Source organism: Sphingopyxis sp. TUF1 (assembly GCF_036687315.1).
Classification (GTDB): Bacteria; Pseudomonadota; Alphaproteobacteria; order Sphingomonadales; family Sphingomonadaceae; genus Sphingopyxis; species Sphingopyxis kveilinensis.
In genome coordinates, this window is the sequence record NZ_CP144683.1 from 1,842,686 (window position 1) to 1,854,724 (window position 12,039).

Annotated in this window: 10 protein-coding genes and 1 tRNA gene; 4 read left to right on the plus strand and 7 right to left on the minus strand. The window is 58.8% G+C overall.

Features of this window, described 5'->3' with window-relative positions:
* Window positions 1-48 precede the first annotated feature (48 nt).
* Together VSX77_RS08835 and VSX77_RS08840 are read right to left on the minus strand one after the other, a co-directional pair.
* Window positions 49-1,125, minus strand: coding sequence for a dehydrogenase (locus VSX77_RS08835; RefSeq protein WP_338424238.1), 1,077 nt, complete (start codon window positions 1,123-1,125; stop codon window positions 49-51).
* An 83-nt stretch (window positions 1,126-1,208) separates the two neighbouring features.
* Entirely contained in the window at window positions 1,209-2,657 is a 1,449-nt protein-coding gene (locus tag VSX77_RS08840; RefSeq protein ID WP_338424239.1) for a lipopolysaccharide biosynthesis protein, read from the minus strand.
* Window positions 2,658-2,960: 303 nt separating this feature from the next.
* Here VSX77_RS08840 and VSX77_RS08845 point away from each other — a divergent pair, with 303 nt between their 5' ends.
* Window positions 2,961-3,983, plus strand: coding sequence for a glycosyltransferase family 4 protein (locus VSX77_RS08845; protein ID WP_338424240.1), 1,023 nt, complete (start codon window positions 2,961-2,963; stop codon window positions 3,981-3,983).
* Window positions 3,984-4,124: 141 nt separating this feature from the next.
* Here the strand turns inward: VSX77_RS08845 and VSX77_RS08850 are convergent, their stop codons facing one another.
* The gene (locus tag VSX77_RS08850; RefSeq protein WP_422397196.1) at window positions 4,125-4,844 is read right to left on the minus strand and encodes a class I SAM-dependent methyltransferase; all 720 of its coding nucleotides are present in this window, start codon (window positions 4,842-4,844) and stop codon (window positions 4,125-4,127) included.
* A 57-nt stretch (window positions 4,845-4,901) separates the two neighbouring features.
* Window positions 4,902-5,675 carry a metallophosphoesterase gene (locus VSX77_RS08855; protein WP_338424242.1) on the minus strand — a complete coding sequence of 258 codons (774 nt, stop codon included), beginning with the start codon at window positions 5,673-5,675 and terminating at the stop codon, window positions 4,902-4,904.
* A 231-nt stretch (window positions 5,676-5,906) separates the two neighbouring features.
* Here VSX77_RS08855 and wecB point away from each other — a divergent pair, with 231 nt between their 5' ends.
* Window positions 5,907-7,028 carry a non-hydrolyzing UDP-N-acetylglucosamine 2-epimerase gene (wecB, locus tag VSX77_RS08860; protein WP_422397198.1) on the plus strand — a complete coding sequence of 374 codons (1,122 nt, stop codon included), beginning with the start codon at window positions 5,907-5,909 and terminating at the stop codon, window positions 7,026-7,028.
* The gene (wecC, locus tag VSX77_RS08865) at window positions 7,018-8,313 is read left to right on the plus strand and encodes a UDP-N-acetyl-D-mannosamine dehydrogenase (RefSeq protein WP_338424243.1); all 1,296 of its coding nucleotides are present in this window, start codon (window positions 7,018-7,020) and stop codon (window positions 8,311-8,313) included. Before wecB ends, wecC begins: the two co-directional genes overlap by 11 nt.
* Here wecC and VSX77_RS16450 read toward each other — a convergent pair.
* The gene (locus tag VSX77_RS16450; RefSeq protein WP_422397200.1) at window positions 8,296-8,850 is read right to left on the minus strand and encodes a sigma factor; all 555 of its coding nucleotides are present in this window, start codon (window positions 8,848-8,850) and stop codon (window positions 8,296-8,298) included. The two genes, wecC and VSX77_RS16450, sit on opposite strands and share 18 nt — an antisense overlap.
* Window positions 8,851-9,599: 749 nt before the next feature.
* On the opposite strand from VSX77_RS16450, the gene VSX77_RS08870 reads away from it, so the two are divergent.
* Window positions 9,600-9,673: transfer RNA gene (locus VSX77_RS08870), tRNA-Gly, on the plus strand.
* A 226-nt stretch (window positions 9,674-9,899) separates the two neighbouring features.
* On the opposite strand, the gene VSX77_RS08875 is transcribed toward VSX77_RS08870, so the two are convergent.
* Both VSX77_RS08875 and VSX77_RS08880 read right to left on the minus strand, forming a co-directional pair.
* Window positions 9,900-10,823, minus strand: coding sequence for an endo alpha-1,4 polygalactosaminidase (locus VSX77_RS08875; protein ID WP_338424244.1), 924 nt, complete (start codon window positions 10,821-10,823; stop codon window positions 9,900-9,902).
* 366 nt (window positions 10,824-11,189) lie between these two features.
* Entirely contained in the window at window positions 11,190-11,678 is a 489-nt protein-coding gene (locus tag VSX77_RS08880; RefSeq protein ID WP_338424245.1) for a PilZ domain-containing protein, read from the minus strand.
* Window positions 11,679-12,039: the final 361 nt, after the last annotated feature.

Consider the following 12,039-nt stretch of genomic DNA (forward strand, 5'->3'; position numbering starts at 1 on the left):
GCGTCAGCACGTCGATGCTGGCTGCCATATGCTCATCGGCTAGAGTCGTCAGTAGGGTCGCATCCATGCTTCACATCCTCGATCGGTAAATTGCACGGCCTGTGCCTGTGCGCCTTGTTCATTCAACTTGCGGATCAGGCGCGGTCGCGCCTCTGGATGGGCCACGAAAACGACAAATCCGCCTCCGCCCGCCCCGGAAACTTTCCCCGCGATTGCGCCGTTCGCGATCGCAAAATCGTACAGATCCTCGATTTCCTTATTGCTGATCGAGGAAGCGGTGCGCTTTTTCGCGAGCCAGCTGCGCTCCATGATCTCCGCGACGAGACGGATGTTGCCCGTTTGCAGCGCCAGCTTCATGTACTGGGCATCGGCTTTCAGCGAATGCAGAGCGTCGATCACGTCGCCCCGCTTTTCCGCCATGTTCGAGCTTTGTTCGGTGATAATCTTGCTTGAGACACGCGACTGCCCGGTAAAGCAGGTCAGCATCGAAGCCTCAAGCTCATCCACATAGGCCTGATTGATCCGAAGCGGATTGACGATCACGACGTCGTTGGCGAGGAACTCGATATAATTGGCACCACCGAACGCCGCCGCATATTGGTCCTGCCTGCCTCCGGCGAGCTTGAGGTCGATACGCTCGATCTCATAGGCAATATGGGCCACGTCATAGCGTCCAAGCGGCAGATCGAACATCTCGCGGAACGCGTCAACCAACGCGACCACGAGTGCCGACGAGGTGCCGAGCCCTGACCCGGCAGGAGCGTCGGCATGGGTGGTCAACGTCATAGGAATACGTTCGCCGCCGAAATAGTCGCGCATCATGCGTTCATAGACGCCGCGATGGAGGGCGAGTTGCCTCGCGCTCGCCGTGTCGCCCGCCTCATATTCTTCCCGAAGATCAAGGTCGCTGGCAATAAACTCCACGATCCCGTCGGCACGCCGCTCGACATAGGCATAGGCGAAACGCGGTATCGTGATATTCAGCACCGCTCCGCCATATTCGTCGCAATAAGGCGAGACGTCGGTTCCGCCGCCAGCGAGTCCGAGCCGTAACGGTGCGCGCGCGCGAACGACCAGACGCTGCTTTTGCGACGGCACCGACGCCGGCGACCGAAAATCCTGCATCGAAAATCTTTCAACAACATCGAACGACTGAGGGAGGGACTCGTCCGTGCAAGGAAGCGCGTTAACAACCAGCCCTGTACTCTTCAATATCCCTTCCTTCGATTAAATACAGGAAGAAGCTCTGAAACTTCGCTGGCACGAAGCAGCCATGCGACAAGCAGATAGACAAGACCACCGATGAGCGCCGCAGCCAGCGCCATGATCAAGCCATCGCCGTGCGGAACAAAGAAAACAGCGCAGCCAGCGGCGGCAGCCGCCACCGCCGACCGCCCTATGGATTCCAAGGGCAACACAGATGAGCCGGAAACAAAAGCGGACAGCACAAGCGCAGCGAAAGATGCGGCAACGCCGAAAACGGCGAACCAGTACAGGCTCTTCATCACCATACCGCTAAAGGCCGCGACGAGGATGAAACAAAGCGAAATCAGGACGGTCAACCAGACCTTCCGCTTCTGCCCCGAAGCCAGAAGCAATTGCGTGTAGGCAACCATCATGGTGACTAGTGCAGTTTGTAGTGCGCTCCAGCTTGCTACGATCACAGCGTCCGTTCGCATTCCGTCCGATACTATGGGCGCGATCAACGATGGTGCCAGCAAAAAGCCGATCGCCCCATAGCCGATCACGGTGAATGCGATGACGCCCAAAAAACGCGAATACTCAGCCTCCCGGACATCTTTCGCGGCGTCCGCAAGCGAGTAAAGATGCGGCTGACGGGAAAGACTATATGCCGCAGCCAATAAGGTGATCGGCGCATAAAACATATCGCCGACCAATGCATAGACGCCCGTCGCACCAGTTCCGAGGCTGTAGAACACGGCGTTCCGAAAAACTCCATTCATTATCACGAGAAAACTGAAAACCATCGTCCCCGAAAAGCCGAACGCCAGCAGTTCGAGCAACGAGAAGTTCCCGGAAGAGCCCCGCGTGCCAACGCTCGGGTCAGCACGCGAATTCGCCGCCATACCCGCGAGTTGCCAGACAGAAGAGGACGCGGCCACGGCTATCAGAATCGCCGCAACCTGCCCCGTCACGACCCACGACGCAGGCAGGCCGGCAAACGCCAAGGCGACGCAAAACAATAGCGCGAGCAAATTTCGCGCGATCGACATGCTCATATAGGATTTACCCGCCGACAACCCGTTCTTCGTCGCCAGAACGACATCATAGATGATTGTCGCCATGGCCCAAGCCAAAGTCAGCACAAGCAGCGGCACGTCCGCCTCGCGACCCAATGCTATAGCTCCCACGGCTAGCACGGTGCCAACCGCGAGTTGCAAGATCAGCACATAGGCGGTGATCCGCGCGATCCGCGCTATGGCGCCCCCCCGCTCGTCCGGGCTGCAGATGGCAATCAGACGCGTCGCGGTCGTGGCAATCCATGTTCCCGCAAGATTTGACACGACAAGCGCGTTAACGGCGACGAGCGAATAAAGCCCGAAATCAGCGGGCCGCATAATATGTGATAATGTCAACAGCAGTGCGAATGCCAACCCTCGGTTGGCAACGATCGCAACGAAATAGCTCCAGCGCACGAAAGGCCCTTCAATAATCCGACGATTGCACGCCAGCAACTCGCAAACCGCGGAGGCGTAAGGCAGCGCGCCTGATATTCGCGGTACCGGAGCCGGTCAAGCGGGACAGGTGCTTGGCGGCGGAAATTATGAGGCAGAGGCTTGCTCGCGACGTCTCCCTTTCACAGCGGCAAGGACGCCGAATGAGTGTTGACAAAGCGGCGACCGGGCGGCCAGACGGCGCGCATGTTGCCTCCCCACTCCGATCTTGCACCCGTCTTGTGGACGCTTTGTCGCTACTCCGGTTCTCTCTTTCAGGCTCCCTTGTTCGCCGCGCTGGAAGCGTCGCACGGGGCGTGGGCCGTATGCTCGACCGATAATGTTGCGCGAGCCGACTACCAGCGCGCCGGACGTTTGCTCGGAGAGGTAGAGATGCGTCCGACAGCGCTGCTCGATATCGCACGCATTCGCGCTCCACTGCGACGACGTGTGGCAGAGCGCGGTTCGATCGTCCATGTCACGATGCACAGCCCCCTCGATCTCCTGCTACTGCCATCCCGGCAACAGACCGACGCACCCGTCTTGTTCACGGTCCACGATCACGAACGCCACGCGGGGCACGAGAATGCCTTGGTGGAGGGCATCGAGCGATGGGTGATCGAAAAGCGGGTCGATCACCTCGTGACACTTTCGCGCTTCGTCTATGACGAAATGCGCAAGCGCAGCTTCGATATTCCGCTCCACTTTGTCGAAGGCGGGCTTGCGACCCGCGCGACGCCGGGGCTCGCGCCCCGTGACGGAATGAAGGGATCGTGCCCGAAGCTTCTATTTCTGGGACGGATCAATATTTACAAGGGTATCGACGTGCTGCTCGATGCCCTCCGGATTCTCGTCAATCGCGGCATCGATTTCGAATGCACCATAGCCGGGTCGGGTGATGCAGACCCGTATCTTCCGAAGATCAAGGCATTGCCTCAGGTTACTCTCATCAACGAGTGGCTCACCGAGGCCATGGTTGAAACGTTGCTTGCCGATGGCGACCTGCTCGTCCTGCCCTATCTCGAAGCCACGCAATCGGGGGTCGCCATCGATGCACAATGGGCGGCGATCCCTACAGTCGCGACGCCGGTCGGTGCCCTGCCGGAACAATTCGGTCATGGTGAAACCGCCGAACTGACAGCAGATCTGCAACCGCACTCGCTGGCCGACAGCATTGAAAAGCTTTTGAAGAATCCGGATCTGTTCGCCGCCATGTCGCGCGCTGCGCATGCCGCCTATCGTGACAAGGACCTCCCCGCGATCAGCGTCCGCTGGGAGGAGCTGTATCGCCAGATAGGACGCCGTTAAGTCTCCGTGCCATAACGAGCCGGAATCGCAACATGAGGAACGGGCGACAGATGGCGACGATACTGGTTTCTGGTGTGGCAGGTTTCATCGGCATGAGTGTTGCCGGACGGTTGTTGGCACGCGGCGATAAGGTTGTCGGCATTATGCCCGCGGCTTGCGTGCCCAGACGATACTTTCGAAACCCCAGAGCGCCCATATTGCGCCATAATGATCGACCCGATTCCGGATCGCCGACCATGGCTCCAACAGCAGCCCCGCAATGGCATACATCAGAGGACGACTGCGGGGGATCGCCTTTTCCAGGCGCATGCCATTCGCCTCGAGCCGCGCCGCCAGTGCAGCAAAGGACGGGACGACGCGATGCGTGGGGTCATCGTAAAAATTGAGCGTTCCCTCGCGCTTGGGGAAATCCACGGAAGCCTCTGTGGGAAACGCAAGATACAACACGCCTCCCGGTTTGAGCACAGAACACATTGCATCGATCACGGCGTCCGGATCCTCGCAATGTTCGATATTGTGCGAAGAGATGACGCCATCGAAGCTTTCGCCGATATCTCGGATCGTTGAGGCAAACTGTTCCGAGGTGGTGACTATGTAACGATCCATGGAGGCGAAGGCCATTTCGGTCTGATGATAATCGCCTATATCGATCCCGACATATCGTATCTCCGGCGCCGCCTGCTTCAGCCTCGCAGCAGACCCGTTTCCGCAGCCAATATCGAAAATCGCGGCATCTGGCCGCAAGGAGTGTACGAAAGCCGATTTATTCGCAGGCCGCAGAATTCGTCCCACGCTTGCCTTGAAACCCATGCATATCCCACTTCGGAAAGGAATGTTCGACCATAAACCGGCGACGACCATTGCTCCCTATCAAAGCTACTTTGACTCGCAAGTGATTCATTCCAAGCCTGCAAGGCTTTAGGCAGCAGCAGTCTGGATGAACCAGCGCTCATTACCCACAAGCCCCAACGCGGTCAGTTTCCCCGAAGCATAGGCCCCGGTATCGATTCCGATCCTGTTAGAGTGTTCCTCCACTTCGCTGGAAATCGTATGCCCGTGAACAATGATCACTTCGCGCTCTGCGCGGCTTTGCAGAAACTCCTCCCTGATCCAGCGCAGGTCGCTCGTCTTCTGCCGATCGAGCGGTGCATTATCGCGCACACCGGCATGAACGAACATATAGTCTCCATAAGTCACCCAATCCTCGCCGCTACCGAGGAAATCGACATGGTCCTGCGGCACTGCGGCCGGAAACGCGTCAGCCAACTCCTCGAACGAAGCGGCGTCATATCGCGCGTCGTCGCGAAGATAGCTACGCACGGTCGCATCCCCGCCGATACGCACAAAATACCGCAGCGACCGGACGTCGCCAGACAGCGCCGCCAACATGCATTCTTCATGATTGCCGATCAAAAGATGAAAATTGTCGAACCGGGCGCTGAGCGTCATCGCCCGAGCGACTACGCGATCCGAATCGGGTCCGCGATCGACCAGATCGCCAAGCAGGACAAGCGCACTCCGATCGTGCGGGCGTGATCGCCGATCGGCGTCGATGCGATCAAGAATGTCGGCAAACAGGTCGTCGCGGCCATGGATATCGCCGATCGCGTATATAAGCAGCCCATCGGGTACGCGGTGCCGTCTTGTCACAGGGCCACTACCGCCCCGCCGAAAGCGGGAAAAAAATCGCATTTATCAAAACCCTTGATCAGGCATCCGCGTCTCCGCCGAGCGCTCTTAACGCCGCACGCTGTCGCTGGCCAGCGCAGATGCTGCACGCCAGCGCCTTTCCCCTGCCCAAACTTTGCTGGCTAATGCCTTTCGGTCAAGATTTAAAGGAAAAACAAGGGTTCAAGTCTAAACAGCGTCCGGTATCGCGATGATACCACTGTGTGCGATCGAGAATCGGGAACTGAATATATCATGGCTGTGCGGATTATCACTGTCTTTGGAACGCGTCCGGAAGCGATCAAAATGTTTCCCGTCGTCCATGCGCTGCGCGACCGGAAGGATATCAAGGCAATACTGTGCGTTACCGCGCAGCATCGCGAAATGCTCGATCAGGTACTTGAAATCGCGCAGATAACGCCAGACGTCGACCTCAACCTCATGACCCCCAACCAATCGCTCGACGCGCTGCTCGCGCGGCTCGTCACCGGGCTTGGCGAGACCTTTGACCGCGAAAAGCCCGACCGGGTCTTGGTCCATGGTGACACGCTAACGACCATGGCCGCGACGCTCGCCGCTTATTTCCATAAGATTCCCGTCGGCCATGTCGAAGCTGGCCTGCGTAGTGGCGATATCTACCATCCATGGCCCGAGGAGGTGAACCGCAAGGTCGCTGGTGCGGTCGCTGATCTGCATTTCGCGCCGACCGAGACTGCGGCCGCGGCGCTGCGGGCAGAAAATGTACCCGCCGACCGCATCCATGTCACCGGCAACACGGTGATCGACGCGCTGCTCGCGACCCGGGCGCGGATCGATGAGGAGCCGTCGCTGGCCGCCGGGCTCGATCCGCTAGTGGCGCGCTTCGCCGGCAAGCGGATCATCGCCGTCACCTCGCACCGCCGCGAAAATTTTGGCGACGGCATGAAGGCCATTGCCGAAGCCATCGCCGGCATCGCGGCGCGCCCCGACGTTGCCGTGATTTTCCCCGTCCATCCCAATCCGCATGTGCGCAGCGCGATGGAGCCGATCCTTGGCGGCCTTGCCAATGTCGCGCTGATCGACCCGCTCGACTATCCGCATTTCGTTCGGCTGCTCGCGCTGAGCACGCTGGTGCTCACCGACAGCGGCGGGGTGCAGGAAGAGGCGCCTTCGCTCGGCAAGCCGGTGCTCGTCATGCGCGAGACGACCGAGCGGCCCGAAGGCATCGCGGCGGGCACCGCGCGACTGGTCGGCACCGACAAAGATCGCATCGTTTCTGAAATATTCAGCCTTTTGGACGATGACGGCGCCTATAACGCCATGGCGCGCGCGCATAATCCCTTCGGAGACGGCAGCGCCGCGACACGAATTGCGGAGATTATTGCGCGTGCGCATTGAAACCGACCAAAATGTTACCGTCCTCGGCTTGGGCTATATCGGCCTGCCGACCGCCGCGCTGATCGCGCGTTCGGGCAGCAAGGTGACCGGCGTCGATGTCAGCAAACATGTCGTCGAGACGGTTAACAGCGGCAAGGTGCATATCGAGGAGGTCGACCTCGACGGTCTGGTTCAAGGTGTTGTTTCGCGCGGTACACTAGTCGCCTCGACCGAGGTTGCGCCTGCCGACGTTTTCGTGATTGCGGTTCCAACCCCGCACGACGAAGACCATCGCCCCGACATCAGCCATGTCCTTTCAGCCGCTCGCGCAATCGCGCCGAAGCTCGCGGTGGGCAACCTCGTCATTCTCGAATCGACGTCTCCGGTCGGCACGACCGAAAAAGTCGCGGCGCTGCTCGCCGAACTTCGCCCCGACCTCAAGGTTCCGGGCGCCTGCACCGGCGCCGCCGACATCTTCGTCGCCTATTGCCCCGAGCGCGTGCTGCCAGGCCGCATCCTGGTCGAGCTGGTCGACAACGACCGTTGCATCGGGGGAATCACCCCGCGGTGCGCCCGCCGCGCGATGACCTTTTACCGCCAGTTCGTTCGCGGGGCGTGCGTTACCACATCGGCGCGCGCGGCTGAAATGGTGAAGCTGGTCGAGAACAGCTACCGCGACGTGAACATCGCCTTCGCCAACGAGCTGTCGATGATGGCCGAGCATATGGGCGTCGACGTGTGGGAGGTCATCCGCCTCGCCAATCGCCACCCGCGCGTCAACATCCTTCAGCCCGGGCCCGGGGTCGGCGGCCATTGCATCGCGGTGGATCCCTGGTTCCTCGTCCATGGCGCGCCCGAGCAGAGCCGGCTGATCCGCACCGCGCGCGAGGTCAATCTCGCCAAAACCGCGCATGTCATCGGTGCCGCCGAAATGTTGGTGTCACAGCATCCCAAGGCGCGCGTCGCCTGCCTCGGCCTCGCCTTCAAGCCCAATATCGACGATTTCCGCGAAAGCCCGGCGGTCGAGGTTGCCGCCGCGCTCGCGCGCCGCTTCGGCCAGCAGATCCGGATCGTCGAGCCTTATGCGCGGGGCCTGCCGATGGAATTTGGGGGCACCGGCGCCGAGCTGATCGATCTCGACAGCGCCTTGGCAAGCTGCGACCTGCTCATCGTCCTTGTCGACCATGACCTGTTCAAGTCGATCCCGCTCGAGGAGCGCGGCGACAAGATTGTGTATGACACCCGCGGGCTGTGGCTCGATCAACCGAACGGCAATGGCAGCAACGGTTTACGTAAGGCCGCGTGACGCTGCCCGGTCCCGCTCGCATATTAGACACTGTAACCCCCCCTCGAAACCAACGTTCTTCCGGTTCACCAGCGGCAAAACGCAGCCGCCTTTCAGCACCGCGCGAGAGCGCGCATCTTTTGGTATTCGACACCCTTCTCCAGGATGCCAAGCTATAGAGCAATTTCGCGGTAGGCCTGGCTCCGTAACCAGTGCATCAAGCGAGAAACGTGCGGCGTAGCCCCGCCGCAAATCCGACGCCTCCATGGACAACGTCTGTTCTGGGTCAGCGGGCGCATCATGATCGTCATCGAAAGGGAATTGTTCTGTGCCTTTGCGTGAATGCTCGATTACGAGATCGCGGGCAGCGCGAAATAGGTAGGATTGAGGATTTTCGACCCTTTCAAACGCCTCGGTACGCAACATTCGCGTGAACACTTCCTGCGACAGGTCGGAGGCTTCCTGGCGTCCCACTCGACGCCTAAGAAAATGGAACAGCTGTCGATTCTCGCACCGATAATATCCGTCGAATGACGTGAACGAAGAGGGAGAGGTCATAACAACCTCTCCCGCTATTCGCGAGATGACAGGGACGCATCTCGCGAAGCGCGATAGAGGCAGATATCGGCTTCGATCAGGTCGAGAATGAACGTGTCACGCTCAGCCTTCGCGGTTCAGATGTCCGACTTGCAGTAAATCTCGACATCGACGGCGCGATACCCTCGCGAAATGAGCGGAATGTCTTTTTCGAGAATGGGCTGAAAAGTTCGCGCAAAGGATGGAAAAGATTTTCCTATTGATCCCGGCGCTGACACGGCCGCCACCTTTGCTCTCGTGATCGCCGACGCGTTGAGGCGGAACTTTTGGGACATCGCCGGCTAAGGTAAAACATATTGCACGACTGACAGGGGCCAAAGTGCGGACTGTCCAAAATTGGATTTATGCACGCAACGAGCCAAACGGAGCTGGGCCGGTCGTTCTCATGCGGCATTCCGACGCGGTAATGGATGCGGTGCTCTCACTCGCCGGGCGCGCCGAAATTCAGGACCAAGCAAAACTTGGAAAGGCCGCGCATCATCTGCGCGTTGCCGCCGCGTTGATACTAGATTGCCTCGGCCCTGAATGAAGCCACGGTGTCGAACCCCGTTGGAACTCGGACGCATTCCAAACGCGTATTTAGATAACCTTGTTGGCTGCCTCAATCCCATTGACCGGAGATACAGATCGCGGCAAAGGCATTGCCTTCGATCGCTCCTGTAAAAACCATTGTAAAAAATGCGTTTTGAGTGCAGCTAAGTGATTGAAATGCGGGTGTAGCTCAATGGTAGAGCAGAAGCTTCCCAAGCTTACGACGAGGGTTCGATTCCCTTCACCCGCTCCAGTTTTCAGGCTCGCAGCCAGCTGGTTGGCCGGTCGGATTGGGGCTCTGCCGCGAGCTTTCCTTAAGCGACATCGATAAGCTCATTGCGAACGCCAAATCCGACCGGCCGCAAAGCGGTGCCGAAGCGGCAATATTATGCCAAATCAATCATTGCGCTGATTGTACGCGGAACGACCATTCGTCCGTCTCGATGCCCTAACGAACCTGCGATGTTAGGGTAACGATCTCACCACTCCGTCGCAGTCGAGCAGGGCAACCGCCCCCCGTTATTTGGGAGGCCAAGTTTGAAACGCGTCGTATTGAAACGCTGAGTGGCCGACTTTGCGCAGATCTTTCTCCATTTTTCGTCACCAAATTTTTTATATTCAACAATGAAGACTGCTTTGTTCTGCTGAACATATAGCTGGAGCCCGGGGAGAGTTTCATCTGTAATCGGGTTGTAGGGATTAGTGCACTCATTGTACTGAAAGCATTCTTCATTCAGCGTGAAGTCGAAATAATCGACCAGATCGCGAGTTTGGGTAATGTCGCCCTTTTGACCGATCGCCAGGCCAAGATCGTGAGCCCAACCCGCCAAGGCTCGGTTGTAGGCCAACTGATCGTCATAGGTGATCGGAAAGCCCGTATCGTTTTCCCAGCCATTGATCTCGTCGGGCTCCACCGCGTCGAAACCCTTGTCCTTGCACATTTGCATGCGGGCTTTCATAATCGGCTCAAGTTCGGAAATCCGGCGGATGTCGAGCCAATAGCTGCCCGGCCAGCCCACATCGGCCTTGCCCCAAATCTTCGGCGTGAGAGCCTTGAACTTATACGCATCGCCGCGATAGGTTTCATATACTCCGGCGTCGAAGTAGCAGATCACCTTCTTGCCGCGGTTCTGAAGAAAGCGCACCGTTTCGCTTGTATTGAACTCGCCGTCGATATCGTAGACGTCAGGTTCGGGAAGCGGGTTTCCCGCAAAATCCCGCAGCCCCATCTGGACCGGATCGTTGATGTCCAGAGGGTCGTAGAGAACCCAGTGCAGAGACAGGGGCTTTTCTGCGGTCGGCCGCCACCAATCGGCTTGGGTTGGGGCGTCGGGTGCCACTGCGATGACGAACATGAAGCTCTGAAACAGTCCAAAGCAGTATCCGGCCATTTTCTCGAACATAATGCGTCACCTCCATGGCACAGGCCCATCCGTGCGGCCATGTCGCGGCGCTTATGAGCGCAGTGTCACAGCGCGGGCGAACGGCTCGCAAAGCCCTGCTCACCCGGCCATCCTTCCTGATCCATCGCACATGAGTTATGAGCACGGCATCGTTCGGGCGGCCGCCTTTACAGCACGACGCTCTCAGCCTCTAATCGCCGGCTATTATCGTGCAATCCCAAGCCGCTAAGTGGGCGAAGTGGACGGCTGAACGAATGCGCAACGCGTTTTCCGAACGCAGAGCAAGTGGTCTCCGCGTCAAGGCGAGTTATTGCAGTGCATGAGCTGCTTTATAACTGGCGCCGGGACGGCCTTAGTTTTGGCGATTCAGGAAAAGGTCAGCGAGGCCAAAGCGAGAATGAACAGCAGGATCGCCGCCGTGAAAAGTACTGTGACCGCCGTGAACAGCAGCGCGCGTGTCGGCTGCGGCGCATAGAGTCCATCTGCGCTCTGAGCGTCGGTAAGGTGCGGCACCGTATCGTCATCGGTATCGTAAGGCGTTTTGAGCAGCGCCGCGCTGATCGCGCTCGCGGGGATTGGCGACAGAAATTCGCAGCCGAAGCGCTTGCCGTCCACCCGGACAATCCGGGCGGGAGCTGCGCCGATCTCGGGCAGGATCAGGATGAAGGTCTCACCCAGCTCGAAATCGGCGTCGGTCTCGATGAGCAAACCTGTCCGCGACAGGTCGCGGATAACCACCGCCGATTCGGCGGACGTGGTGCGCGCGGGAACGTCGAGCCGCAGGGTACGGCGCTGGGTCCGTCGGCGATCGGCGGTTTCGGTCGGTTCCGCGATATGAGCCAGCAAATGTCGCACCGGCATCTCCTTCGGGAAACAGCCATTGCGCACCAACCCTTAATATTTCGCCCTGTCGCGGCGGGTCACGTACCGATCGCGGCGGCACCTCAGTCGGGCCGACGAGCCTAAGCCCCTGACGCGACTTAATAACGACCCCGACGGTTCTGCGATCTCGTCCTTTGCGACGCAAATGGATGAAATTTGCTTCTAATCGGGACAAAATTGACAAATCATCGGATCATGAATTTGACCCGATATGTTGATCAAGTATATGATATTAAATAATTTGATCGACAATTGACATCGAGACAAGGCGAAAATCTCGCCCGGTCCGGTTCGCCCAGAAAATTGTTAACGCGCTTGCGGAGTCTCGAGAACC

Coding starts and splice junctions, on each gene's coding strand:
- VSX77_RS16450 (WP_422397200.1), bottom strand. CDS start 8,850: ATGACCTCTCCCTCTTCGTTCACGTCATTCGACGGATATTATCGGTGC.
- VSX77_RS08875 (WP_338424244.1), bottom strand. CDS start 10,823: ATGTTCGAGAAAATGGCCGGATACTGCTTTGGACTGTTTCAGAGCTTC.
- wecB (WP_422397198.1), top strand. CDS start 5,907: ATGGCTGTGCGGATTATCACTGTCTTTGGAACGCGTCCGGAAGCGATC.
- VSX77_RS08850 (WP_422397196.1), bottom strand. CDS start 4,844: ATGGTCGTCGCCGGTTTATGGTCGAACATTCCTTTCCGAAGTGGGATA.
- VSX77_RS08835 (WP_338424238.1), bottom strand. CDS start 1,125: ATGCAGGATTTTCGGTCGCCGGCGTCGGTGCCGTCGCAAAAGCAGCGT.
- VSX77_RS08855 (WP_338424242.1), bottom strand. CDS start 5,675: ATGCGATTTTTTTCCCGCTTTCGGCGGGGCGGTAGTGGCCCTGTGACA.